Genomic DNA, 25,546 nt, shown 5'->3' with positions numbered 1-25,546 from the left:
CGGCCGCCAGATTTCAAACACCAACCACAGGCGGACTATATGTTCGCGCCGCCGCCGCTACCTCTGGTCGGCCCGGGATCGTTCTCCAACAAAATCGGCTTGCCGTGCGGAGTTGCATGCGCGGCGCGTTCCCAGGCGGCGGCGAGCGTGTCGACATCGTTTTTGCCGGCGACGCCCTTGGCCGCCAGCAGCGTTTCCAGCGCCGCCAGCCAATGCTCGTAATAATCGTGGCCATCGCTTGCGGCGCCCGGCTTCTTCACTTGCGCCGACAGCGCATCGGCCCATTCGCTCCACGAAAACAGGCCCTTGTCATGCAGCGCCACCGTCATGGCGAAGGCTTCGGCCTGCCAGGGTTCGGCGAATACCGGTTCGTCCAGACCCGCCGGCGGCAGTGCACCTTCAGGCCGGCTCAAGATAGCTCTCCCAGGCGTCGATGGAGACGGTCAGCGTCGGGTCGGCGCCCTCGCCCCAGATTTCCGAGCCGTCGAAGACCACGGTATAGACCCATTGCGGGTTTTCACCGTTGCCATGCGCGTTGCTGTCGGGGAACACAAAACCGTCACGCACGGCCTCGATAACTCCGTGCTTGCCGCGCGCATAACGCGGCAGCCTCGTGTGGGCGGTGGGATTGAAATTCCTTGTCTGCACCGGGTCGCCGGCCTTGAAGCGCGGCGCCGTCTCGACCGGCCGGTCGCAAGGTCCTCCCTTGGCCAGTACCGCCGGCACGTTTTCGGCCTTCAACACCCTTTTGGGCGTCGCCGCCGGATCGACCGCCCGACCCTCCGTCAGATCGCGCTCGCTGACGAAGCCATGGCGCTTCAGCAGCACCTCGAGCGCTTTGATCCAGATCTGGTAGTAGCTCGACGAATAATACACGGCCGGATGCAGCGATTCCCTGGCGTGTCGGCTCTCGTCGATGTTCCACGCGCCCATGGCGCCGGCAGTCAGCGTGACGCCGAGCGCCCGCCTCTCCCAATCCGCATGAAAATACGGTTCGTCCTTTTCGGGCGCGACCGGCCCGAAACCCATCTGCCCACCGAGATCCTGCGGCCCGTTCATGCCGGTACCTTCTTTGTCCCGGGTTCTTTGGCCACCGCCGTGCCGATCATGGCATCGCGGCTGACCAGTTCGGCGAGTTGGTCCTCGCTCCAGCCTTCGGTACCGTCAGGCCGCATCGGCACCACGAGATAGCGCAGTTCGGCGGTGGAATCCCAGACGCGGATCTTTTTCTCCGCCGGCAAGGTCAGCCCGAACTCCTCCAGCACGCCGCGCGGATCGATAACCGCCCGCGAGCGATAGGGCGGCGCCTTGTACCAGACCGGCGGCAGCCCGAGCACCGACCACGGATAGCAGGAGCACAGCGTGCAGACGACGAGGTTGTGCGTCTCGTCGCTGTTGAACACCGCCTGCATGTGCTCGCCCTGGCGGCCGCTATAGCTCAGCGAAGCGATCGCTCCCGTCGCATCGCGCTTCAGCCACTCGGCATAGGCCGGATCGCTCCAGGCTTTCGCCACCACCCTGGCGCCGTTGCGCGGCCCGATCTTGGTCTCATAGGTGTCGACGATGACGTCGATTGCGGCCGGATCGATCAGGCCTTTTTCGGTGAGGATGGTCTCCAGCGCGCGCACGCGCGCCGCAAACGGGTCGAGCTCATTGTCGTGGTCATGATCATGGGACATGACCTCAGATTAGGATCGGCGGCACGCGGCCGCAAGTATGACAGCTTGGGCCACGGGCTATCGCCTATTCGGCGGCGGCCTTTTGCGGCTCGAGCCGATCCTCGGGACCGAACAGCGAGGCCTGCTCGCCGCTCTCGACCGCATGCAGCTCCGGCCTGTTCTTTTTCGAAGAGAAGAAGCTCACCAGCCAGCCGGAGAAATTCTCGAAATAGACATAGATGACAGGGGTGACGAACAGCGTCAGCGCCTGGGAAGCGAGCAGCCCGCCGACGACCGCGACACCGAGCGGCTGGCGCAGCTCAGCACTGGCGCCGGTGCCGAGCGCGATCGGGAACGTGCCCATCAGCGCCGCCAACGTCGTCATCATGATCGGCCTGAAACGCATCAGGCACGCCTTGTGTATGGACTCCTTGGCCGACATGCCTTCTCGTCGCAGCTCCAGCGCGACGTCGACCATCATGATGCCGTTCTTCTTGACGATGCCGATCAACATCAGGATGCCGATCACCGCGATCACCGACAGGTCCATGCCGGCAAAGCGCAGCGCCACCACGGCGCCCAGCACAGCCGAGGGCAGGCCGGTCAGGATGGTGAGCGGATGGATGAAGCTCTCATAGAGAATGCCGAGCACGATATAGATGGTCAGGATGGCGCCGCCGATCAGCAGGCCCTGATTGGCCAGCGAATCCTGGAAGGTCTTGGCGGTGCCGGCAAAGCTGGTCGAAATCGCCGGCGGCATGCCGATCTGCTCCTTCAGCGCGGCGATGCGGGCCGTGCTGTCGCCCAGCGCCACGCCTTGCGGCAGGTTGTAGGAGATGGTCACCGCCGGCAGTTGGCCGAGCTGGTTGACCGTCAGCGCGCCGGCGGTGCGGTCGACGCGGGCAAAGGCGCCGAGCGGCACCAGGCTGCCGCTTGCCGTCCTGACCTGGATGGCCAGCATGCGCTCGGGCGACCATTCGATGTTGGGATCGAGCTCCATGATGACTTCGTAACTGTCGGCCGAGCCGAAGATCGTCGAGACCTGCTCCGTGCCGAAGCCGCCATAGAGGCTGGAGCGCAGCGTGTCGGTGTCGATGCCGAGCGACGCCGCCTTGTCGCGATCGACCACCAGCGTCGCCTGCAATGAATTGTTCTGCAAATCGCTGGTGACGTCGGTGAAATTCGCATGATCGGCCGCCATCGCATCGTTGAGCTTTTGCGCCCATGTGTCGGTCAGGCCGGTATCGAGGCCCTGAACGACGAGCTGGTAGGCGCTGGCGGAAGAACGCGCGCCAAGTCGCAGGTTCTGCACCGGCTGCATATAGGCATCGATCCCCGGCACAGTGGCCAGTTGCCGCCGCAGATCCGACAGCACCTTATCGATGTCGGGGCGCTGGCTCTTGTCCTTCAGCTGCACATAGAGCTGGCCCTGGTTCAGCGCATTGTTGCCGCCGCCGGCTGACCAGGCCACATGCGAGACATAGGGCGAACGCGAGAAGACACTTGCCGCCTGGTTCTGCAGCTTGACCATGGCGTCGTAGGAGATGTCCTGCCTGGCGATCGTCGTCGCCGAGATCTGGCCGATATCCTCTTGCGGGAAGAAGCCTTTCGGCGAGACCTCGATCAGCCAGACCGACCCTGACGCCGTGCCGGCGAAGACGAGGAACACCAGAAAAGTGTGGCGTAGGCAGAAGGTCAAAAGCCGGTCATAGCCGCGGGTGACGATATCGTGCTTGTGGCCGGGGGCATGCTTGTCGCGATCGGCCTTGGTCACCGACAGCAAGCGCGAACACAGCATCGGCGTCAGTGTCAGCGACACGAACATCGAAGCCAGGATGGCGACCGTTACCACGACGGCGAATTCGTTGAAGATGCGGCCGATGACGCCGCCCATCAAAAGCACGGGGATGAACACCGCCACCAGCGAGATCGAGATCGAGATGATGGTGAAGCCGATCTCGCGCGCGCCTTTCAGCGAGGCATCGAAGGCCGAGAGACCGTCCTCCTCCATGTGGCGAAAGATGTTTTCCAGCATGACGATGGCGTCGTCGACGACGAGGCCGACTGCGAGCGTCAGGCCCATCAGCGAGATGTTGTCGATGGAAAAGCCGAACAGGAACATGGCGCCGAGCGTCGCGATCAACGAGATCGGCACCGCCACGGCCGGGATGATGGTTGCAGTCACCCGGCGCAGGAAGACGAAGATCACCATCACCACCAAAGCGATGGTCAGAAGCAGCGTGAACTGGACGTCGTCGACGGCCTGGCGGATCGAGGTCGAACGGTCGTTGAGCAGCTTGATGTCGGCGGCGGCCGGCATTTGGTCCTTGAACGACGGCAGCATCGCCTTGACCTTGTCGACGACGTCGACCGTGTTGGCGTCGGGCTGGCGCTGCACCGCCAGGATGATGGCGCGCGTGCCGTCATACCAGCTTGCAGTCGTCGTGGTCTCGACCGAGTCGATGACGCGCGTCACCTCGCCCAGCCGCACCGGATGGCCGTTCTTGGTGGCGATGATGAGGTTGGAGAACCCGGCAGCATCGGTGAGCTGCGTATTGGCCGTGATGGTCAGCTGCTGCTTGTCGTTCTGCAAGACGCCGAGCGGCGTGTTGGAGTTGGCCGACGCGATTGCCGTCTGCAGCTGGTCGATCGAAATGCCGCGCGCCGCCAGCGCCGTCGGGTCGATCTGCACGCGCACCGCATATTTCTGCTGGCCGAAGATCGACACCTGCGCCACGCCGTCGATGGTCGACAGCGAGGGCGAGATGACGTTTTCGGCGAAGGCGTCGAGGTCGGTGAGCGGAACCGTGTCGCTGACCAGCGACATCAGAAGGATCGGCGCGTCGGCCGGATTGACCTTGCGATAGCTCGGCGGCGCTGTCATCTCGGGCGGCAGTTGCCGCTGCGTGCGTGCGATCGCCGCCTGCACGTCGGCGGCCGCCGCGTCGATATCCCGGTTGAGCACGAACTGGATGGCAATGGACGTGCGTCCCAGCGAATTGCTGGTCGAGATGGAATCGATGCCGGCAATGGTGGCGAACTGCTTGATCAGCGGCGTCGCCACCGAAGTGGCCATGGTTTCGGGTGACGCGCCGGCCAGGTTGGCCGAGACATTGACGACCGGGAATTCGGCGCTCGGCAGCGCCGCCACCGGCAGGAACTTGTAGGCAAACAGCCCGCCCAGCACGAGGGCGAACGACATCAGCAGCGTCGCGACAGGCCTTCTTATGCAGAATTCTGAGATCATTGGGCAGCTCCGCCGGCTTTGTCGGCTTCCGCCACCTTAGGCGCTGCCTGACGGCCGGCAGTTGCCTTGCCTTCATGCACGCTGGCGCCGTCCTTCAGCCTGGTTTGGCCCTCGACGACAACCTTCTCGCCCGACTTGACGCCCTCGCTGATGGCGCTGTTTTCGCCTTCGGTCAGCGCCACCTGCACCGGCCGCATCTCGACCGTGTTGTCCGGCTTGACGACATAGACGAACGGCCCCTTCTGGCTGGGCTGGATCGCGACCGTCGGGATGGATGTCATCTGCGGCATGATGCCGGCGTCGAGCACGACATTCACATACTGGCCGGGCCACAGTGAAAGATCGGCATTGGGAATGCTCGCCCGTGTCGCGATCGTACCGGACGCGGTGTCGACGCTGGAATCGACGAAGTCGAGAGTGCCCTTGCCGATCGGCATCGGATCGCCATCCTTGGTCAGCGTCACCGCGCCTTGCTGCGGGTTGGCCAGCGCCTTGTGCAGCAGCGCCAGGTTGCTCTCCGGCAGGTTGAAGTTGACTTGCAGCGGATCCATCTCGGTGATCGTCACCAGCGGCGTGGCCGTGCTCGAGTTGCCGTTGCTCAAGGTAACCAGGTCACCGACCGAAACGTTGACCGCGCCCAGCCGGCCGGCAATCGGCGCCTTGATGCTGGCAAAGCCGAGCTGGACATTGTCGGCGTCGATCGTCGCCTTGTCGGCATCGACCGTCGCCGCGGCAGCCTTTTGCGCCGCCACCGCCTGGTCGTAGGTCTGCTGCGTGCCGGCCTGCTTGGCGACGAGATCCTTGGCGCGCTGGAGGTCGGAGCCCGAACTGGTTAGCAGGGCCTGGTCCTTGGCGAGCGTCGCCTGATCCTTGGCAAGCTGCGCCTTGAGCGCCCTGTCGTCGAGCGAGAACAGCAGGTCGCCGGCCTTCACCATCTGGCCGTCCTTGACGTCGATCGATACGATCTGGCTGGACACGCGGGCGTTGATGTTGACCACGGCCGGCGAAGACACGAAGCCGATGGCGTAACGGCGGATCGGAAAATCGGCCATTGTCGCGGTGGCCGAGACGATCGAGGCCGAACGGGCGGCATTACCGCCGGCGCCGGATTTGCCCCCAGCCTTGTCGGCCGAAGCCTTGTCCGATCCAGCCGGCTTGTCCGTTGCTGCCGCCTGCCTGGCGCCCGGCAGCATCTGCCGCAGACTGCTCATTGCCGCCGGCGAAAAATAGACCCATGCCGCGGCGACACAGGCCGCTGCCACCACCACCGCCAGAACGACTTTTCCGCGCATCGACTGAAAGCCCTATGATCCGACACGCCCAACCCGGTGGTCTCATTCTACCCAATCACGGCGTCTTGCCGCGATCTCGCCGAAGTAGATAGGACGCACATTTGTCGGAAAAGGGCCAAAACACGGCATTACGAAGATTTAATGTGCACTGCACAATGACTATGCAGCCGGCTCAGCAGTCGGAAAACCAGCCAGGATGCGGTTGAGATTTCAGGCCGGATGCGTCTATTTCAGCATCGGCCAGAGCGTCGCCGCCAAGAGCACGCCCATGGCGATGTTGAACCATTTCAGCCGCACCGGATCCGACAGGAATCCGCGCAGCGCCGTGCCGAAACCGGCCCACACCGAGACGCTCGGCAGGTTGACGACGGTGAAGGCGATCGCGATCAGCGCCACCGACAGGAACGGGTGGTCCGGATTGGAGTAGACGGCCATGGCGGTGATCGCCATCACCCAGGCTTTCGCATTGACCCACTGGAATGCGGCTGCCTCGATGAAGCGCATCGGCCGTGCCTCCGTCTCACCCTTGCTGGACAGCGAGCGCGACATGGCGATCTTCCAGGCGAGATAGAGCAGATAGGCAGCGCCGGCGATCGTCAATCCGGTGTGCAAGGCCGGAAACGCCGTCAGCACCGCGCCCAGGCCGAAGCCGACGGCAAGCAACAGCACCAGGAAACCCATGCTGATGCCCAGCATATGCGGAATGGTTCTGACGAGGCCGAAATTCACGCCCGACGCCAAGAGCATGAGGTTGTTCGGCCCCGGCGTGATCGAGGTCACGAAGGCGTAGACCAAAAGGGCAAGGAAAGCGTCGAGGGTCATGACGGCTCACAAAGGTCAGCAATGCTGACTTAAATCGACAGGGCGCTGGACGCAACCTCATTCCATTGGTCCAAAGCGCCCCGCCGTGATCCGTCTATCCCGAGCCAGCCAGGCCGGCACAGTCTACCTGCCGTGGGCCCGCGCCGACAACAGGCTGGGAGCGGCGGCCGCCTCCTGATGGCCAGCCACACGCCGCAGGCCTTTGCGCCTCGGCGTGTTCCCGGGAAGCTTCACGCCATGCGCGAGGCCGAGGGCAGCCAGGATGCGGATGAAGAGCCAGCCGAGATCGATCTGCCCGCGTTCCAGGCCGAGCTTTGCGGATTCGGGAAACGCATGGTGATTGCCGTGGAAACTCTCGCCAAAGGTCACCAGGCCGAAACGCGGCAGGTTGTAGCCCTGCACGGCAACGCCATCGACGCGCCAGCCCTGCTGCCCGCTGCGATGTGCGAAATGCCCGACCAGCCAATGCCCGGTCAGCGACACCGAGATCCGCACCGCAATGCCCCAGACCACCCAGCTCCACCCGCCGAGCAGAAAGAAAAGGATCGTCCACGGCAGTTGCTGCAGCATCCAGGTCCGCTCGACAAATCTGTAGAAGCGGTCGTTGCGGATCGACGGCTCGATGACGAAGTCAGGCGGATTGCGCAACGCCACGGCGCAATGCATTTGCCAGAAAGCGTCGGTGAAGAAAGGCCGGCGGTGGGCGTGCAGCTCGTGGCAGGCCGTCTGGCGCTGCGCCCAGTCTCGTATGTCATGCGCATAGATCATGCCGAACGGACCGGCCATGCCGACGAGCGTGCCGAGATAGACCAGCGCGTGTTCGAGCCATGTGAACCCTGAACGAGCGATGGATGAGCAGACGATGCATGCCGACCGAGTGTCCGGCGCAGATCGTCACCGCCGTAGTCGCTACGAACAGGGCGAAAGCGCTCCAGCTGAAGGTCAGCGGCCCGAACACCAGCGCAATCAGCGTCATCGCGCCGACCCAGATCGACTTGGCCGGCATCCAGACGACCTCGCCATCTTCGGCATCGCTCAAGGCTGCGAGATCATTCTGCCTGTGGATATGGTCTTCATCGGCACCCCTCCTCTGCAGGAAACATTTCCGGACCAAAGAGCCTTGCCTTCCGGCGCGCCGGCGCTTATTTAGGCAATAAGCTAACTATCTACTATTCCGATTTAGGTATTTAGGCAATAGACTAAATACCGGAAGCGAAACGACAGAGGCAGGCGGTGATCGAAGACAATGCAGCGGATGGCGACACGGCTATCGGGGCAAGCAGCGCCATACAGCGCGTGTTCGAGGCGCTGTCATCGCAGCCGAGGCGCAAGATCCTCGCCTATCTCGCCCACTCCTCGCTGACCGCGGGCGAGATCGCGGCGCGCTTCGACATGTCGAAGCCGTCGATCTCGCAGCATCTGAGCATCCTGGAGACGGCCGGCCTCATCGCCAGGGAGCGGCAGGGACAATTCATCCGCTACTCGCTGGTCCAGAACAATCTGGTTAACACGCTGAACGGCTTCGTCCAGGACGTCTGTCCGGTATCGCGCCCGATCAAAAGGGAGAGTAAGAATCTGGCGAGCGGCAAGGTCGATCCCAAGCCGGTAAAATAGTTGGACTGAGACTACATCCCTTGCGGGCCGCGGTTCATCGCCGCCACGCCGGTGCGGCAGATCTCGACCAGGCCGAGCGGCTTCATGATGGCGATGAACTGGTCGAGCTTCGAACCCTTGCCGGTAATCTCGAAGATGAAGTGCTCGGTGTTGGCGTCGATGACCGAAGCGCGAAAAGCGTCCGCCAGACGCAGCGCCTCGACGCGGGCTTCGCCGGTGCCGGCGACCTTGACCAGCGCCAACTCGCGTTCCAGCGGCCGCTCCTGGCCGAACTCGTGCGAGCGCACGGTGAGATCGACGACGCGATGCACCGGTACGATGCGTTCGAGCTGGTGCTTGATCTGCTCCAGCACATGCGGCGTGCCGCGCGTCACGATGGTGATGCGCGACAGGTGCTTCTCGTGTTCGGTCTCGGAGACGGTGAGGCTCTCGATGTTATAACCGCGGCCGGAAAAGAGGCCGATGACCCGGGCAAGCACACCGGGCTCATTGTCGACCAGCACGGAGAGCGTGTGGTTCTCCGGCTTTTCCGTTTCCTTGGCGATGAAATAGGCGGAGCCGGTCGGTTGAAGCTGTGCGTTCATGACATGAATCTCGATTTCAGACTTTGAGCTAATTCTCTGTTTGCGCACGGCTTCTCGCGACAGCCCTGCCCCGGCTTGGACCTAGACCAGTTCCCTGCCCTTGGCGTCGATGGCGTTGGCCACGGCTTCGTCGGTCGCCTCGTCGGGCAGGAGCATTTCATTATGCGCCTTGCCCGACGGGATCATCGGGAAGCAGTTGGCGAGCGTCGCCACCCGGCAATCGAACAGCACCGGCTTCTTCACCGCGATCATCTCCTTGATCGCATCGTCCAGCTCGTCCGGCTTCTCGCAGCGAATGCCATGGCCGCCATATGCGTCGGCCAGCTTGACGAAGTCGGGCATCGCTTCGGTGTAGGAATGCGACAGACGGTTGCCGTGCAGCAGCTGCTGCCACTGGCGCACCATGCCCATATACTGGTTGTTGAGGATGAAGATCTTGATCGGCGCATTGTGCTGCACCGCCGCGCTCATCTCCTGCATCGTCATCTGCACCGAGGCATCGCCTGCGATGTCGATGACCAGCGCATCCGGGTGCGCGATCTGCACGCCGAGCGCAGCCGGCAGACCGTAGCCCATCGTGCCCAACCCGCCCGACGTCATCCAGCGGTTCGGCTTCTCGAAATGATAGTGCTGCGCCGCCCACATCTGGTGCTGGCCGACCTCGGTGGTGATGTAGGTGTCCATGTCCTTGGTCAGTTCGTAGAGCCGCTGGATGGCATATTGCGGCATGATCACATCGTGGTTCATCTTGAACGCGAGCGAGTCACGCGCGCGCCATTTGGCGATCTGCTCCCACCAGGGATGGAGCGCCTTCTTGTCGGCCTTGGCGCTCGCCCGCCACAGCCGCACCATGTCCTCCAGCACCCGGCCGACATCGCCGATGATGGGCACTTCCGTGTGCACGTTCTTGTTGATCGACGATGGATCGATGTCGATGTGGATCTTCTTCGAGTTGGGCGAGAAGGCGGTCAGCCGTCCGGTGATGCGGTCGTCGAAGCGCGCGCCGATGCAGATCATCACGTCGCAATCATGCATCGCCATATTGGCTTCATAAGTGCCGTGCATGCCCAGCATGCCCATCCAGTTCTTGCCCGATGCCGGATACGCGCCGAGGCCCATCAGCGTCGAGGTGATCGGGAAGCCGGTGAGGTCGACCAGTTCGCGCAGAAGATGGCTGGCCTCCGGACCGGAGTTGATGACGCCGCCGCCCGAATAGATGATCGGCTTCTTGGCGCTGGCCATCAGTTCGACGGCGGCCTTGATCTTTTCCAGGTCGCCCTGGACCTTCGGCTGGTAGCTGGTGCGCGGCGCCGCCTGCGGCGGCACATAGATGCCTTTGGCGAACTGCACATCCTTCGGAATGTCGACCACCACCGGGCCGGGGCGGCCGGTCGTCGCGACATGGAAGGCCTCATGGATGGTGGCGGCCAATTCGTTGACGTCCTTCACCAGCCAGTTGTGCTTGGTGCAGGGGCGCGTGATGCCGACCGTGTCGCACTCCTGGAACGCGTCGGAGCCGATCAGCGAAGTCGGCACCTGCCCGGTCAGGCAGACCAGCGGGATCGAATCCATCAGCGCATCCTGCAGCGGCGTCACCGCATTGGTGGCGCCCGGGCCGGAGGTCACCAGCATGACGCCGGCCTTGCCGGTCGAGCGGGCATAGCCTTCGGCCGCATGCCCTGCGCCTTGCTCGTGGCGGACGAGGATGTGCTCGACCTCGTCCTGCTGGAAGATTTCGTCATAGATCGGAAGCACCGCGCCGCCGGGATAGCCGAAGACATGCTTGACGCCATTGTCCTTCAGCGCCTGCACCACCATTTCGGCGCCAGTCATTTCCCTGTTTGGCATTTCGCGCCGTTCGTTCTGTCCGTTGCTCATCGGTCTGGTCCCGTACTTCTAGCCATGAGGCGATTGCTGGTCGTTTAGTCGTGTTTCGGGCAATAAAAAAGGCCCCCGATGGGAGCCTGTGTGTTGCGCATGGGAGGTTTTCGCCCGGCGGTTACACCGCCTTGCCCACGCGCTTTCCTACGAGAATGAGTGCCTTTTTCATCGTGGCGGACACTACGAGGGTGAAAGGCAAGGTGTCAACGGGAAAAACGCGCGATGCGAAAGACAAAGCAAGTGGCCCGCCGCCTCTGGTCGGCGGGCCACCGCGGCGCATACGATACCCCTCAATCGCACCGCGCCGGGAACAAGAGCCACTGCCGTGTCACGTCAGGATCAGCACGATCTTGTACGTATCCGGGTCGACGATGACGATGCGCCCGTCGGCCAGCACGAAGTACTCATAGGATTCGTAAGCCGGGACGATCTTGACAATGCGCGCCGGCAGACGGTGCAGGCGCACTTTGTGCCGCGGCACCTCGATGCCGACCGAAATGTCGAAGTCGACGTTCTTCACCGGCTCAACCCTGGTCTCGTGGATGATCTGCGTGACCTGCGTCTTCTGCTCGACTGTCACGTTGTTGATCGAGGCCGTATTGCCCTGGTCGGTCTGGACGTTTGTGTTGCCCTGAGCGTTCTGCTCGGTGGTGGTCCCGGCCTTGCCCTGGGCCTGCTGGTCCGTGCTGGTGCCGGTCTGGCCCTGAGCGTTCTGCTCGGTGCTGGTCCCGGCTTTGCCCTGAGCCTGCTTCTCGGTGCTGGTGCCGGTCTGGCCCTGAGCGTTCTGCTCGGTGCTGGTCCCGGCCTTGCCTTGGGCCTGTTCATCCGTCTTGAGCTTGGCCTTGCCCTGAGCCTGCTTCTCGGTGCTGGTGCCGGTCTGGCCCTGAGCATTCTGCTCGGTGCTGGTCCCGGCCTTGCCCTGGGCCTGTTCATCCGTCTTGAGCTTGGCCTTGCCCTGAGCCTGCTGATCGGTCGTGGCGCCGGCCTGACCCTGAGCATTCTGCTCGGTACTGGTCCCGGCCTTGCCCTGTGCCTGTTCATCCGTCTTGAGCTTGGCTTTGCCCTGAGCCTGCTGATCGGTCGTGGCGCCAGCCTGGCCCTGTGCATTCTGATCGGTCTGTGACTTCATCTTGCCTTGCGCCTGTTCGCCGGCCTTGCCGCCCTTCTGGCAATCGGCCGCGCCAGCGGCGCAGTTGTCGCCGCCGCTCGGCTGCACAGCCTGGGTCTGGGCGATCGCGGCGCCGCACCCGACGCCAAGCGCAATCATGCTCGTGATCAACACATGTTTCATCTGCTTTCTCCTTAAAGAGTCGGTCCCTCAGCCTAGCCAACTCTGTCAAAAATACTTTGTTCCGCATTTTGCGAATAAAATCGGGCTTCTAAGAAGACCAATAAATGTAGGCAGTAGTTTCGCCAACAATCAGCTACAAATTGCATCAAAAAATTAATGCAACGCAAGATTTTTGCTTTTTTCTGAGCTTGTGATCCCATAGCGATGACACCAGCCTCACAAGCTTAGAAGTACTCCCGTCGTCATGACCAGGATGGCTACCCCGAAAACAGGCAAGAGCAACCATCGTGCCTGATGGACGCTGTTGTCCATTAACGCCTNAACGCCTCCCACAAGTGCTGATCTCAACGATGCCGAGAACCCTGTGTTCCGCCCTGAGGAGGCTCTAGGACCTCTACAGCCTGGCACCAGACTTTGGTCCCTCCCTCTATCGTCCATTAGCCCGATGACGCCCGGACCGAAGCCCCACACGGGAACGCAGCCGCGAAAAGCCCGTTCGGCTTCCGGTGTGCATCAACCTCACCAACACCACCCGTATCGGAATCGAGCTCGCGCAAGATGCATGAGCGTTGCTCGCATGAAGGAGAGAATCATGACGACCATGTACCAGTCGACCGCAATTGCCGGATTCTTGCTGCTCGCAAGCGCGGGCGTAGTTGCTGCTCAAGACGTCATCATCGCGCCGGAGCAGGAAACGGTTGTGCGCGAATACGTGAAAAAGCAGCCCCTTGCGTCGGTGAAGATTCCAGGTGTCGAATTGAACGTGGGGACCGCCATTCCCGACACGGTGGAACTGCATGAAGTGCCGAGCGTCAAGTATCGCTACGTTGTGGTCGACGGGCGAACCGTGCTGGTCGACCCCGGCACGCGGAAGATCGTCAAGATCATACAGTAACGCTGATCCCACCGCCGTTCCCCGCGGGTGGCGGTGGGATCATGCCCTGAAATTGCGGTTTCCCCGGCAATTCAACCTAGCGCTTGCTCGCACCATCGACCGTTCTAGATGTAGGATGGCTTAGGCATTTTGGCACGGCCAAAGTCGCGGGGTCGGTTGAGACGTGCGCTACATTGATAGTCTCTATCAAAACTGGAACAGGCTATCGTTGGCTTGGCAGTTCATCATAGTCGGAAGCATTGGGCTGCTGTCGCTGATGCTGGTCGTCGGCCTATGGGTCACCTCGCAAATACGAGATGGAGTGATCCGCAACTCTGCAAGCACGACCGCGCTTTACGTCGACAGTGTCATCGCGCCAATCCTGCCGGATATGCGCAAAAGCCAGCAGCTCAGCGACACCGTTAAACGGGCACTCGATGAAACCCTGGACCAGGGTGCTCTCGGAAAAAAACTGGCGTCGTTCGTGCTTTGGCGGCGTGATGGCAAGGTCCTGTACGCCAAAGACGCGGCTCTTATCGGCCAGACCTTCGAGCCAAATGCGAACTTGCTGCATGCGTTCGGTGGAAACGTGGTGGCGCAATTCAATGATCTGGACGAAAATGAAAGGAAGGAACGCAAGAGCCCCACCGCCTCGCTGCTCGAGATCTACAATCCGGTTCGAGAGCCGTGGTCGGGCGATGTTGTGGCCGTTTCCGAGTTCTACGAGATAGCCGACGATCTTCAGGGCACTTTAAACTCGGCACTATGGTCGAGCTGGCTGCTCGTGGCTGGCGCGACCGCGGTCGCCTTGGCGATGCTCTCGGGAATCGTGCTTCGCGGCAGCAGCACTATCGAAACGCAGCGTTCAGCGCTTGAGACACAAGTGGCGGAACTTCAGTTGCTTTTGGAGCAGAATTCCGCTTTGCGGGAGCGCGTCCAGCAGGCGTCGCGCCGCGCAACGGCAATCAACGAGCGTTACTTGCGTCGCATTGGGTCTGATTTGCATGACGGTCCAGCTCAGCTCGTCGCACTGGCTGCGCTGCGCATGGACAGCCCTCTGCTGCTCGATCCCGCCGCATCCCCAAGCCACCGCAAGACCGAGATCGCCGATATCCATCATACGTTGGACGAGGCGATGCGGGAGATCCGCGCCATCTGCACCGGCCTCGTACTGCCACAGATCGAAGCTTCGACAGTCGCCGAGATATTGCGGCTTGCGGTTGCGGAACATGAACGCCGGACGGCCTCTTCCGTATCGCTTTCACTGCCATCTCGCCTGCCCGACCTGGGGACGTCCGAGAAAATAAGCATCTTTCGCTTCGCGCAGGAGGGGCTGAACAATGCCTGGCGACACGGTCTGGGCAAGGGGCAGGCTGTCAAGGCGCGAGTGACGCAGGGCAAGCTCCTCATTCAAGTGCTTGATCGCGGCCCTGGATTCCAGTCGGGATCGTGTGAAGGACTTGGACTCGCCGGTATGAGGGAACGTATCGAGAGTATCGGAGGTCACTTCGAGACCTTTTCGAGCCCCAGGGGGACCCGGCTGACGATAACGCTCAACATCGAGGACCAGAAATGACCGCTCCCATAAGGATTGCCATTGTTGATGATCATCCGCTGTTTCGCGAGGGTGTGGCTCGCAGCCTCGCCGAAATCGGCGGCTTCGAAGTCGTTGGTGCGGGCGAAACCGCGACGGATGCCGAACAGCTTGCGGCCTTGGCAAATCCCGACATATTGCTGCTCGACATCAGTTTGCCGGGAGGGGGTCTGGCGGCAGCGGAAAATATTCTTGCAACTCAGCCTGACTGCAAGATCGTCATGCTCACCGTCTCGGAGGCGAACGCCGATTTGGCGACGGCGCTCAGGCTGGGCGTACGCGGATATGTGCTGAAAGGGATTGGGGCGGCATCGCTGGCCGAGGTGCTGACTTATATAGCCGCAGGAAAAAAATATGTTTCGCCGACCCTGTCAGCGCAGCTTTTGAATGAACTGATACGGCCGGAAAAGCGCACCACCGATCTCGTTGCCAATCTCTCGGGACGCGAGCTTGGGATAATCTCCTTGGTAGGCGAAGGACTGAGCAATAAAGAAGTCGCCAAACGTCTCAACCTGCAGGAGAAAACGGTAAAACACCACATGACTCGGATATTTCAAAAGCTAAAGGTGCGAAACCGCACCGAAGCAGCCATTCTTATGCACGCGCCCAAAACGGGTCTTGTATAGGGAGATCGGGGCTTGTCTGAAGGTCGGATGCTGGTTGGCGAACCAGCAGTCACAGCCCTTTCAGACGAGCAATGTCGGAGGCCCTTACGGCGCGTTCGACAATTGTCCTTCCAAGCGGATCCTTCATAGTGAAGCGGCCGGCCTCGATGCTTTCGCTGAATCCATCGCGATGCACGACCTGGATTTTGGAGCCCTGTACCGTCACCGTGTCGCCAGCGGCATTGACTTGGCTACTCGGAGCTTGGCTACCGGGGGCGTTGTCGCCGGCACCATTTTTTCCCTTTCCGTTGGCGTTGCCATTCCCGGCGTTGCCGCCTGAGCCATTACCATTACCACTACCGTTACCACCACCGTTACCATTGCCATTGTTTCCGCTCTTGGCGCTGGCAGCGGCGAATTCGATCTTGTAGCCGTCGACATGGCTCAACCGCAGACCAAGCACCGGCATCGCCACCGCAACCGCCGCGAATACGCGCAAGCTAAAGTACGCCCGGCGACGCACGGATGAAAACAGGGGCTGCCTTTCTCCATTCATGCCACCATCACATCATGATGTGTCACGGTATTCAAGAATGAACAGCCCAAAATTGCGGCTCACAAACGCTGAGGAAACTCTCCTTTCGTGCTTGCAGCTCGATTCTCAGACCTTCGTCTGAGTCAAATATACACCGAAGTCTGACCTACTGATCTTGGGCCGCGCCGACGGATGTCGCAATAAAATCCGCGGTGACAAGGCTCGTCACCGGTAGGGATCGGCAGCGAGGCGCGAGCGCCTGCGGCACGCAGACGCTTGCGGCAGATCTCCGGCATACGGTTAGCGCATGCTCGCCGTCGAAGCGGTAGCACATGCCGGTCCTTCTCCGGATTATGATCAGGCGCGATTGGCGAAGTCGCGGACAACCCGTTGCAGCAGCGGCATGTAGTCGCGAAATGCCCGGGTCTTCATGTTGGCGATCTTGCCGGCCTCGTCCCAGATGCGGACCCGAACCGCTTCCTCGTGGAACGGGTTCTTGCGGAACTCGGCCACCTCTTCGGCGTTCATCGGCCCGCCTTGCAGCGACAGCGTGTGGACCGAGGCCTGCGACAGCCTGCCGAAATAGGTCGGGTCGGTAGCGCAGAGGTAGCGCTTGGCCGCGACATGCAGCCTGACGCATTCGACGACCACCGGTGGAAAGAACGGCGCCAGCACCTCGCCGCCGGCTTCGTCATGATGCTTGTCCTCGACATCGTCGGGCGAATAGGTGCCGAACTCGCTGGTGTAGTGGCCGATATCGTGCAGCAGTGCTGCCGCCACCAGCACATCGGGCGCGCCGTCCTTTTCGGCGAACCAGGCGCCCTGCAACATGTGCTCCGACATGGTGACGGGTTCGCCGAGATAGGATTCCGCCCCTCGGCGTTCGAAAATATCGGCGATGAATTCGACGATGTTGCCCGCGTTCAAATCCTGGCTGCTCATTCCGCTGCTTCCTTGAACTCGTGTTGGATCGCCGACAGCGTCGACAAAAGGCCATCCTTGTCGGCGTAGCAGCCCTGCAGCCAGCGCTTGCCGGTGCCGGAGAACGCCTTGCGGGCATGCATGACGCGGGTGTTGTCGACGATGAAGGCCTGGCCCGCCTCGAGCTTGAAGGTGACTTCGAAGGACGGATCCTCGATCAGTTCGGCAAACCGGCGATAGGCGGCGTAGTAGGCCTCCATCTCCGCGAACGGCACATCGACGGTCGGCGCCAGCGAGCGGTTGTTGAAGCGGATGGCGATGAGTTCGCCATCCGGCCCGAGCTCGATCATCGGCCGTTTGGCCTGCAATCGCACGCCCGACGACCCCGCATATTCGAAACGCGCCGGGTATGAACTCAACAGCCGGAAGCCTTCGGGGTTTTCTGCCTGCAGCGCGGCCGCCACGGCAAAACCATCGACGACGCTGGATTCGCCGCCGTCCACGGTGTTTTCGATGCAGGACAGGATCTGCAAGGTCGGCACCGGATCGCGATAGGGATTGTCGGTATGCGCCTGCAGGCCAAGATTAGTGTAGGCCAGATTGGTTGGATTGACCTCGGCGCGCACCTCGAACCATCGGCCGTAATTGGTCTCCCTGATATAGCCGAACAGATCGGACACTTTGCACAGCGCCCCGGATTCGGGCGGCAAATCGTCCATCACCGCGAAGCCGTAGGTCTTCACCGCCGACAGCCATTGCCGCAAGACGGCGCGGTCGCGGCTGGCAGCGAGATAGCCGGCGCGCGGCACCGAATTCTGCATAGAGGCCCTGGTCCATCGCACGGTGCCCTCGCCTGTCCAGCCGGGCTGTCGGGCGGCATCGCGGTCATAGGCATTGGCGCTCAGCCATGCCGCAGGAAAGCGCACCGTCTTTCCCTCCGGTTCGAAACTGACTTCAAGCGCATCGCCCTTGATCGCGGCTGCGCCGATGCATGTCTGCACGGGAATGTCGAGAATGGTGATCAGCCGCTGGCCGTTGCCGGCGCTGCGCGTCTTGTCGTCGAGCGCATTGTCGCGCAACCACACTGCGTGAAAGCGAGTGCGCGCGCCGTCCTTCCACCCGAGGTCGATCGTTCTTCCTTCGTCGCCGATCAGCACCTGGCTAAGCATGGGGATCCGTTCCTGTCCGCAGCGCCCCGCAGCCAACTCCGCAGGGTTTCCGGTTGCATCGTGATGATGTCGAAGGCATAACTCAAATTATCATTTTGCAGCCAGAGGCCCTAAACGGTTTATGACTGAAACAACCCTGCCCTTGCCCCCGCTTGACTGGCTGCGGAGTTTCGAGGCCGCCGCGCGGCTGTCGAATTTCACCGCCGCCGCGGCCGAGCTTGGCCTGACCCAGGCTGCGGTCAGCCAGCACATCCGTTCTCTCGAAGAGCGGTTGAAGCAGCCGCTGTTCATCCGCCTGGCGCGCGGCGTCGAATTGACGCCGGAGGGTGCCGCCTACCTGCCGCATCTGCAATCGGCCTTTGCCGTGATCGCCAACAGCACGCGCGAGTTGTTCGAACCCAAGACCGTCCAGAGCGTGACGATACGCTCGCCGATCTCGTTTGCCGTGCTGATGATCGCGCCGAAGCTGCCGCAAATGGCCAAGGACCTGCCCTTCGTCCAGCTGCAGATCGAGACCATCCACACACCGGCCGATTACGGCGAGCGCTTTGTGGGTCTCGACATCCGATTCGGCATTGGCTCCGGCTCCTTTGCCGGACGGCAGGCCGACCGCCTCACCCGCGAAACCTTGACGCCGATGGCGTCGCCAAATGTCGCCAAGGCCAAGGATTGGACAGGATTGCCGAGACTTACAGTGGTCGGCGCGCGGGAAATGTGGGGCGAGTGGTTCGCCGTCGCCCGGATGAAGCCGGCGCTGGGGCCCACGCACAAATTCGACAGTTTCGTTACCGCGTTGGAGGCGGCGAAGCACGGCGCCGGCATGGTGCTGGGATCGCGACCGTTGGCCGACGCGGCACTGCGCGAAGGATCTCTCGTTACCCTGTCCGGCTTTACGCTGTCGAGCGGTGCCGGCCACTATCTGACCGCACCTTCGGGCGCGCATCTGAGCCCGGCCGAAGAAGCGGTCCGCCGCTGGTTCGCAACGGTCTTCGGCGTCCCGATTTCCCGATAAGCCCCTGAATACGCGGCAAACTATTGGACGACGTGACGCGGCGCATAATTTGTCGCGATACTGCGCCAGGCCGGACGTCAAGCTTCGGCAGGGTTCCGCTCGCTACAGGCGGCCAAGAAAAATCGCGGAGGAAATTCAATGCTCGACAAGGCCCCCAACAAGAAGCTTTCCGACCTGCTCGATCGCTTCGGCGCGGCACTCGCCGCCGGTGACATCGACAAGGCGGTCGCCTGCTTTCAGGAGGATTGTTTTTGGCGCGATCTCGTCAGCTTCACCTGGAACATCAAGACCATGGAAGGCCGTGACCAGGTGCGCGACATGCTGGTGAGCCAGCTGGCCAAAACCAACCCATCGAACTGGGCGATCGCCAGGGGCGAGGACGCCACTGAAAACGATGGCCTGCTCGACGGCTGGATCAGTTTCGAAACGTCTGTGGCGCGCGGCTTCGGCCACATCCGGCTGAAGGACGGCAAGATCTGGACGTTGCTCACCACCATGGTCGAGCTGAAGGGCCATGAGGAGCCGGCCGGTTTCGACCGCCCGCTCGGCGCCAAGCACGGCCATGGCAAGAACCGCCCGACCTGGAAGGAGGAGCGCGAGAAGGAGGCCGCCGAGCTCGGCTTCAAGACGCAGCCCTATACGCTCATCATTGGCGGCGGCCAGGGCGGCATCGCGCTCGGCGCGCGGCTGCGGCAGCTCGGCGTGCCGACCATCATCGTCGAGAAGAACGAACGGGCCGGCGACAGCTGGCGCAAGCGCTACAAATCGCTCTGCCTGCACGATCCGGTCTGGTACGACCATCTGCCCTATATCGACTTTCCCAGGAACTGGCCGGTCTTCGCGCCCAAGGACAAGATCGGCGACTGGCTGGAAATGTACGCCAAGGTAATGGAGCTGAACTACTGGTCGTCGACCGAGGCCATGAGCGCTGTCTATGACGACAGCAAGAAGGAATGGACGGTGGTGGTGCGCCGCGACGGCAAGGACATCACGCTGAAGCCGAAACAATTGGTGCTGGCCACGGGGCAATCCGGCAAGGCCAACATGCCGAACTTCAAGGGCATGGACACATTCAAGGGCGACCAGCATCACTCCTCGAAGCATCCGGGACCCGATGCCTATGTCGGCAGACAAGCTGTCGTCATCGGCTCGAACAACTCCGCCCACGACATTGCAGCAGCCCTTTGGGAGGCCGGCGCCGACGTCACCATGGTGCAGCGCTCGACCACGCACATCGTCAAGTCGGACACGCTGATGGAGATCGGCCTGGGCTCGCTCTATTCGGAAAAGGCGGTTGCGAGCGGCATGACCACAGCCAAGGCCGACCTCGTCTTCGCCTCCCTGCCCTACAAGATCCTGCACGAATTCCAGATTCCGGCCTATGCCGAGATGAAGAAGCGCGACGCCAACTTCTACAAAGGCCTGGAGAAGGCCGGCTTCATGCTCGACTGGGGCGACGACGGCTCCGGCCTTTTCATGAAATATCTGCGACGCGGCTCGGGCTATTACATCGATGTCGGCGCCTCCGACCTGATCATCGACGGGTCGATCAAGCTGAAAAGCGGTGTCGACGTGAAGGAGATCAAGGAGCATTCGGTCCTGCTCAGCGATGGATCGGAACTGCCGGCCGATCTCATCGTCTACGCCACCGGCTACGGTTCGATGAATGGCTGGGCGGCCGATTTGATCTCACGGGAGGTCGCCGACAAGGTCGGCAAATGCTGGGGCCTCGGCTCCAACACCACGAAGGACCCAGGCCCCTGGGAAGGCGAGCTGCGCAACATGTGGAAGCCGACGCAGCAGGAGGCGCTGTGGTTCCATGGCGGCAATTTGCACCAGTCGCGCCATTACTCCCAGTTCCTGGCGCTGCAGCTGAAGGCGCGCATGGAAGGCATCGCGACGCCGGTCTACGCGCTGCAAGAGGTTCACCACAAGGCTTAGGCAGCGCCGCCGATGCGCTTCCAGTAGATGAGCGTGCCGGTCAGCCCGCCATGCGGTTTCAGGGCAAAGTCCGGTATTTCGCCAGTGAGCGTGAAGCCGAGTTTTTCGTAAAGGCCGGAAGCGCCCTCCTCGGTTGCGGTGTCCAGCACCAGAAGCGTGCGGCCTTTCTCGACGGCGAGCGTTTCGGCCGCCCGCATCAGCCGGCTCGCTATGCCCTTGCCGCGGTGTTCGACGCGGGTCATGAGCTTGGCGATCTCGGCCCGGTGCGGCTGATTGACCGGAAAGTCGAGCAGCAAGGTGACGGTGCCGATCAACGCGTCGCCATACCAAGCACCCAGCACCGCTCTTTCACCTCTCTCTGCTGCCATCAACGAGTTGCTCCAGAAGGTTTCCGCCGCTTGCCTGGATAAGGGATGCATGAAGCTGACGGAGCCGCCGGCCGCGACCGTCTCGATCAGGAGGTCGGCCAGCATGTCGCGTGTTTCCGCAGTCAGCGACCTGATTTCGATGGGACTCACCTGCACTTTCCCTTGCTAATCCAGACGCGCGACGCGACGCCGCTTTCGTCTCGCCTTGATCGCGGCGATGCGATCGGTGTCTTTCGGCTGCAGATGCAGCCCGCGTTCGAGGATTTCGAGCGTGTATTCCTCATAGGTCAGGCCAAGCCGCTCGGCCTTTTCCATGCGCATCAGCATCACGTCACGGCTTGGCGCCTTCCACGCCTTGGCATGCGCTGCCTGCCAAGCCAGGAAGATGTAGGGATCGCCCCTGCCCCATGGCGGACCCTTGTAATCATCGAGCGGCGGTCCGCCATTGTCGGAGCGCTTGGGACGTCTTGCCACGATTTCAGCCCCTGACCAGCGCAACCAGATAGTCGGCCGGCTGCGGTCCGACGGCATGGAACGTGCAGTCCGACGGCGCGCCGAGCGCCAGGCAGTCGCCGGGCTCGAGACTATGCACCATATCACCCTCGGTGAACTCAAGTCGCCCGGAGATCAGCCACATCTGCTGCTTGATGAAGGCATAGGACGCCGCCGGGAAACTCACACTGGCGCCAGCCGGCAGTTGCACCCGGATCAATTCGAGCGGCGTGTCGGAAACCGGCGACAGATGCCGGCGGACATAGCCCGTACCGGGGTCGCGCCAAACCGGCTGCTCACTCTCGCGCAGCAGGCCGCCACCTTGCTGCTCGGCGCGTGCAATCAGCGTCGACAGCGTCATGCCGAAAGCAGCGGCGATGCGCACCAGCAGCGCGGCCGTCGGGCTGGTCATGCCGCGCTCGATAGTGCTGAGCATGGCTTTGGAGACGCCGGAGCGATTCGCCAGGTCGGCCAACGACCAGTCCCGCAAGGCTCTTTCGGCGTGGATTCGTCTGCCTATCGTAGCCGACATGTCATTCGCTATATCAGTCATTCGTCCAATATATCGAATATTTAGATTCGGAAAAGAGGCCGGCTGGTTGAATTTTCGCTGACCGGTTAACCCCTGCTACACCATCCCGCATCACGCCACCTTAACCCCGTCTGTGTAGGATCGACGCTCCACGAGAATGGGGATCGGATCGTATGTTTGTCGAGCGCGAAGCCTCCGTCGGCGAACCGACCTCGCAGGAGCGCCGCCGCGCAGAGCAGAGCGACAAGCGCATTCTCGGCAACGTCGTGCAGTGCGACGGTGCGCGCGCCACCATCAGCGCCTATGCCGACGACATCGAAGGCGCGGTCACCGGCCTGTGGACCGTCGGCAAGATGATCTCCATCAATCTCGGGACATCGCGCACCGTTGGTCTGGTCTACGAAATCGGCAAGTCGGATCGCGCCTGGAGCAATGAGGGACAAAATCCCATCGAAGTCAGCGTCGAGCTGATCGGCGAAGTGCGCGACGGCGCCGAACCGGGGGCCAAACCGGTGTTCGACCGCGGCATCACCACCTATCCTCATATCGGCGCCATAGCGCACCGCATCCGTACCCGTGATCTGCAGGCGGTCTACGATCTCGCCGGGCGTCATTCGATCACCATCGGTACGCTGTCGCAGGATGAGTCGATCGACGCCAACATCGCCATCGACGACACGCTGGCGCGCCATTTTGCCGTTGTCGGCACAACCGGCGTCGGCAAATCCACCGCCATCTCGCTGCTGCTGCGCAAATCGATCGCCGCCCGGCCCGATCTGCGAATCCTCATTCTCGATCCGCACAATGAATTCGCGGCATCCCTGCCTGAGTTCTGCGTCCGGGTCGATTCCAAGACGCTTGATCTGCCGTTCTGGATGTTCAGGCTCGAAGAATTCGCCGAAGTGCTGTTTCGCGGCCGAGAGGTCGTGCCGGAAGAAGTCGATGTCCTGCGCGACCTGATCCCCGCCGCCAAGAACCTCTATCGCAATCCCAATTCAGGCTCTTACGTGCGCCGCGGCAGCGATGCGCTGACCGCCGACACGCCGGTGCCCTACCGCATGGTCGATCTCATCAAGCAGATCGACGAGCGCATGGGCCTCTTGGAAAGCAAGAACGACCGCCCGACGCTGAAATCGCTGAAGACGCGCATCGAGTCCGCCGCGTCCGACCCGCGCTATCGCTTCATGTTCAATTCGCGGCTGATCGAGGACACGATCCACGAGACGATCGGCAATATTTTCCGTGTGCCGCATCATGGCCGCCCGGTGACCTGTTTCGAGATGGCCGGCATGCCGTCCGAAGTGGTCAACTCCGTCTGTTCGGTGCTGGCGCGCCTGGCCTTCGACCTTGCGCTGTGGAGCGAGGGCCGGCTGAAGCTGCTGTTGCTGTGCGAGGAAGCGCACCGCTATATGCCGGCCGATCCGCGCCTAGGCTTCGCCCCGACAAGGCATGCACTGTCGCGCATCGCCAAGGAAGGCCGCAAATATGGCTGCTATCTCGGCGTCGTCACCCAGCGCCCGGGTGAACTCGATCCGACCATCCTGTCGCAATGCTCGACCTTCTTCGCCATGCGGCTGGCCAATGAGCAGGACCAGGCGATCATCCGCTCGGCGATCGCCGATTCCTCCGCCTCGACGCTGGCCTTCCTGTCCTCCATGGGCCAGCGCGAAGCCATCGCCTTCGGTGAAGGCGTGGCGACGACCATGCGGCTGAAGTTCGAGAAACTGGCGGAGAACCTGATCCCCGGCACCGCCAAGCGAGAGCAGGACGAGTTCTCGCAGGACGGCAACGACGTCGATCTCGCCGCCATCGTCGAGCGGCTGCGCAACGTCCCGAAACCGCAGCAGCAGATGGCCTTCGCCGAGGTCGTGGACTCCGGCCGCCAGGCCGGCGATCCCGATTACCGCAAGCCGGCCACCGCCCAGCGCGTCCAGCCCGACGACGATTTCGACCTGCGCTACGGCCTCAAGCCCACAACCTTCGGCATGCGCCCGCAGAACGATTGACCTTCAGCGTAGCGACTTTTTTGCCGGCCAATTGAGAAGCCGCCGGAGCGCCAGGGCTCGGCTTCGTTGGCCGCTTGGGTAAATCACGCCAGAAAATTCGTCAGGCTGAGTCGGTCGGTGTCGACTTCGAGAACCGGAGCGGAGCGGACATTGAGTCCGTGAGCACCGGCCTACGCCGGCCGTAGCCATAGCTGCCGCCACCACCTCATGAGTGCTTCGGCCGGCGAAGGCCGGAAGCGCAGAAGACGGCATCAAACGGCCAGCCTCACGAATTTAAATGCCGGGATTTCAGGCGCAGACGCGGTTGCGGCCTTGCCTCTTCGCCTCGTAGAGCTGGCGGTCGGCGCGGCGGTAGAATTCCTCGGCGGTTTCCTTCCGATCCCAGACGGCTAGTCCGACGCTGGTGGTGATCTTGAGGCGGACATTGCCCGACAGCACCGACATGTTGGCAATCGCTTTGCGGATGCGTTCGGCGAACTTCCCCAACAACTCCGCATCCATGTTGGGCGTGACGACGGCGAACTCCTCGCCCCCAAGCCGCGCCACCACATCGTGGTAGCGCGTCATGCCTTTGAGGCAATTGGCGACTGCCCTAAGCACCTCGTCGCCGACATCGTGGCCATGCGTGTCGTTGACCTGCTTGAAATGATCGAGGTCGAGGATCATCAGCCCGACGGGCTTTTCGATGCGGCGGAATTCCTCGAGATATTCCTTCAGCGCATCATCGAAGTAGCGCCGGTTCTGCATGCCGGTAAGGCCGTCGGTCAATGCCGCATGCTGCAGCGTTTCCGAGCGGGCGCTGAGCGAAACCGTCATGGCGCGCAGCTTGCCCTCTTCCGTGGCCTGCCTACGGATCAGCGGGTAGATGAAGAACACGCCGAAGAACAGCGCTGTCGCCAGCAGCACCCCGGTGACAAACAGCAGCGTGTTGAGATAGGCGATCCTCTCGACCCGGGAAGTCGTATCGTGACCGACCGCGATGAACTGCAATTGACCATAGGCATAAAGCGTCACCAGGCCTGCGGCCAGGATCACGAAAATAAAGACGAAAAATGCGGATTCCGCCTTGTGGAAACGCATCTGCTTCCCGTTGCAAAGTACCCGCCGG

General features: G+C 62.1%; 23 protein-coding genes and 1 pseudogene. 7 read left to right on the top strand and 17 right to left on the bottom strand.

Annotated features, from left to right (window positions below):
- Positions 1–35: 35 nt before the first annotated feature.
- From X726_RS162185 to X726_RS01000000166645, 7 genes and pseudogenes are all read right to left on the bottom strand, one after another.
- Positions 36–413: a nitrile hydratase accessory protein gene (locus tag X726_RS162185; RefSeq protein WP_023668359.1), complete on the bottom strand. Its 378-nt coding sequence runs from the start codon at positions 411–413 to the stop codon at positions 36–38.
- Positions 400–1,059, bottom strand: coding sequence for a nitrile hydratase subunit beta (nthB, locus tag X726_RS162190; protein ID WP_023668358.1), 660 nt, complete (start codon positions 1,057–1,059; stop codon positions 400–402). The genes X726_RS162185 and nthB overlap by 14 nt, the downstream gene beginning before the upstream one ends.
- On the bottom strand, positions 1,056–1,679 hold the full coding sequence (gene nthA / locus X726_RS162195) for a nitrile hydratase subunit alpha (RefSeq protein WP_023668357.1): 624 nt from the start codon (positions 1,677–1,679) through the stop codon (positions 1,056–1,058). Before nthA ends, nthB begins: the two co-directional genes overlap by 4 nt.
- 64 nt (positions 1,680–1,743) lie before the next feature.
- A complete protein-coding gene (locus X726_RS162200) occupies positions 1,744–4,905 on the bottom strand; it encodes an efflux RND transporter permease subunit (RefSeq protein WP_023668356.1) in 3,162 nt (1,053 codons plus the stop codon).
- Positions 4,902–6,197 (bottom strand): efflux RND transporter periplasmic adaptor subunit, encoded by a 1,296-nt coding sequence (locus tag X726_RS162205; protein ID WP_023668355.1) that lies wholly within the window; start codon positions 6,195–6,197, stop codon positions 4,902–4,904. Before X726_RS162205 ends, X726_RS162200 begins: the two co-directional genes overlap by 4 nt.
- A 225-nt stretch (positions 6,198–6,422) precedes the next feature.
- Positions 6,423–7,019 (bottom strand): LysE family translocator, encoded by a 597-nt coding sequence (locus tag X726_RS162210; RefSeq protein ID WP_023668354.1) that lies wholly within the window; start codon positions 7,017–7,019, stop codon positions 6,423–6,425.
- Positions 7,020–7,142: 123 nt separating this feature from the next.
- A pseudogene (locus X726_RS01000000166645) lies at positions 7,143–8,096 on the bottom strand (acyl-CoA desaturase).
- 156 nt (positions 8,097–8,252) lie between these two features.
- Here X726_RS01000000166645 and X726_RS0134580 point away from each other — a divergent pair.
- A complete protein-coding gene (locus X726_RS0134580) occupies positions 8,253–8,633 on the top strand; it encodes a metalloregulator ArsR/SmtB family transcription factor (RefSeq protein WP_023702997.1) in 381 nt (126 codons plus the stop codon).
- An 11-nt stretch (positions 8,634–8,644) separates the two neighbouring features.
- On the opposite strand, the gene ilvN is transcribed toward X726_RS0134580, so the two are convergent.
- The 3 genes from ilvN to X726_RS162225 form a co-directional block, all read right to left on the bottom strand.
- Positions 8,645–9,217, bottom strand: a complete 573-nt coding sequence (ilvN, locus tag X726_RS162215) for an acetolactate synthase small subunit (RefSeq protein WP_023668352.1) — start codon at positions 9,215–9,217, stop codon at positions 8,645–8,647.
- A gap of 81 nt (positions 9,218–9,298) precedes the next feature.
- Positions 9,299–11,095, bottom strand: coding sequence for an acetolactate synthase 3 large subunit (locus X726_RS162220; RefSeq protein WP_023668351.1), 1,797 nt, complete (start codon positions 11,093–11,095; stop codon positions 9,299–9,301).
- 331 nt (positions 11,096–11,426) lie between these two features.
- Positions 11,427–12,389 carry a DUF1236 domain-containing protein gene (locus X726_RS162225; protein ID WP_023668350.1) on the bottom strand — a complete coding sequence of 321 codons (963 nt, stop codon included), beginning with the start codon at positions 12,387–12,389 and terminating at the stop codon, positions 11,427–11,429.
- A 601-nt stretch (positions 12,390–12,990) separates the two neighbouring features.
- On the opposite strand from X726_RS162225, the gene X726_RS162230 reads away from it, so the two are divergent.
- From X726_RS162230 to X726_RS162240, 3 genes are all read left to right on the top strand, one after another.
- The gene (locus X726_RS162230) at positions 12,991–13,284 is read left to right on the top strand and encodes a DUF1236 domain-containing protein (protein ID WP_023668349.1); all 294 of its coding nucleotides are present in this window, start codon (positions 12,991–12,993) and stop codon (positions 13,282–13,284) included.
- A gap of 163 nt (positions 13,285–13,447) precedes the next feature.
- A complete protein-coding gene (locus tag X726_RS162235) occupies positions 13,448–14,839 on the top strand; it encodes a sensor histidine kinase (RefSeq protein WP_023668348.1) in 1,392 nt (463 codons plus the stop codon).
- Positions 14,836–15,483, top strand: a complete 648-nt coding sequence (locus X726_RS162240) for a response regulator transcription factor (protein WP_023668347.1) — start codon at positions 14,836–14,838, stop codon at positions 15,481–15,483. Before X726_RS162235 ends, X726_RS162240 begins: the two co-directional genes overlap by 4 nt.
- A gap of 49 nt (positions 15,484–15,532) precedes the next feature.
- Here the strand turns inward: X726_RS162240 and X726_RS162245 are convergent, their stop codons facing one another.
- The 3 genes from X726_RS162245 to X726_RS162255 all read right to left on the bottom strand — a co-directional run bounded on the left by X726_RS162245 (position 15,533) and on the right by X726_RS162255 (position 18,087).
- Complete coding sequence (locus X726_RS162245) at positions 15,533–15,961, bottom strand: hypothetical protein (RefSeq protein ID WP_050485889.1); 429 nt, start codon at positions 15,959–15,961, stop codon at positions 15,533–15,535.
- Positions 15,962–16,354: 393 nt separating this feature from the next.
- Complete coding sequence (locus X726_RS162250) at positions 16,355–16,939, bottom strand: HD domain-containing protein (protein ID WP_023668345.1); 585 nt, start codon at positions 16,937–16,939, stop codon at positions 16,355–16,357.
- Complete coding sequence (locus X726_RS162255; protein ID WP_023668344.1) at positions 16,936–18,087, bottom strand: gamma-butyrobetaine dioxygenase; 1,152 nt, start codon at positions 18,085–18,087, stop codon at positions 16,936–16,938. Before X726_RS162255 ends, X726_RS162250 begins: the two co-directional genes overlap by 4 nt.
- 121 nt (positions 18,088–18,208) lie before the next feature.
- Between X726_RS162255 and X726_RS162260 the strand changes: the two genes are divergently transcribed.
- Positions 18,209–19,099 (top strand): LysR family transcriptional regulator, encoded by an 891-nt coding sequence (locus X726_RS162260; protein ID WP_023668343.1) that lies wholly within the window; start codon positions 18,209–18,211, stop codon positions 19,097–19,099.
- A gap of 138 nt (positions 19,100–19,237) precedes the next feature.
- Positions 19,238–21,040 carry an NAD(P)/FAD-dependent oxidoreductase gene (locus X726_RS162265; RefSeq protein WP_023668342.1) on the top strand — a complete coding sequence of 601 codons (1,803 nt, stop codon included), beginning with the start codon at positions 19,238–19,240 and terminating at the stop codon, positions 21,038–21,040.
- On the opposite strand, the gene X726_RS162270 is transcribed toward X726_RS162265, so the two are convergent.
- Genes X726_RS162270 through X726_RS162280 form a run of 3 tightly spaced genes read right to left on the bottom strand, consistent with a single transcriptional unit; the run spans position 21,037 to position 22,453 of the window.
- Complete coding sequence (locus X726_RS162270; protein ID WP_023668341.1) at positions 21,037–21,558, bottom strand: GNAT family N-acetyltransferase; 522 nt, start codon at positions 21,556–21,558, stop codon at positions 21,037–21,039. The genes X726_RS162265 and X726_RS162270 overlap by 4 nt on opposite strands.
- 15 nt (positions 21,559–21,573) lie before the next feature.
- Entirely contained in the window at positions 21,574–21,882 is a 309-nt protein-coding gene (locus tag X726_RS162275; protein WP_023668340.1) for a hypothetical protein, read from the bottom strand.
- Between the two features lie 4 nt (positions 21,883–21,886).
- Positions 21,887–22,453: an XRE family transcriptional regulator gene (locus tag X726_RS162280; protein ID WP_023668339.1), complete on the bottom strand. Its 567-nt coding sequence runs from the start codon at positions 22,451–22,453 to the stop codon at positions 21,887–21,889.
- Positions 22,454–22,605: 152 nt separating this feature from the next.
- Here X726_RS162280 and X726_RS162285 point away from each other — a divergent pair, with 152 nt between their 5' ends.
- Positions 22,606–24,438 (top strand): ATP-binding protein, encoded by a 1,833-nt coding sequence (locus tag X726_RS162285; RefSeq protein ID WP_023668338.1) that lies wholly within the window; start codon positions 22,606–22,608, stop codon positions 24,436–24,438.
- A gap of 288 nt (positions 24,439–24,726) precedes the next feature.
- Here the strand turns inward: X726_RS162285 and X726_RS162290 are convergent, their stop codons facing one another.
- Positions 24,727–25,518, bottom strand: a complete 792-nt coding sequence (locus X726_RS162290; protein ID WP_023668337.1) for a GGDEF domain-containing protein — start codon at positions 25,516–25,518, stop codon at positions 24,727–24,729.
- Positions 25,519–25,546 lie beyond the last annotated feature (28 nt).

It is taken from the genome of Mesorhizobium sp. LSJC285A00, assembly GCF_000503155.1.
Taxonomy (GTDB): domain Bacteria; phylum Pseudomonadota; class Alphaproteobacteria; order Rhizobiales; family Rhizobiaceae; genus Mesorhizobium.
Note: the sequence above shows the minus strand (reverse complement) of the source record. Positions and strands in the feature narration are given on the sequence as shown.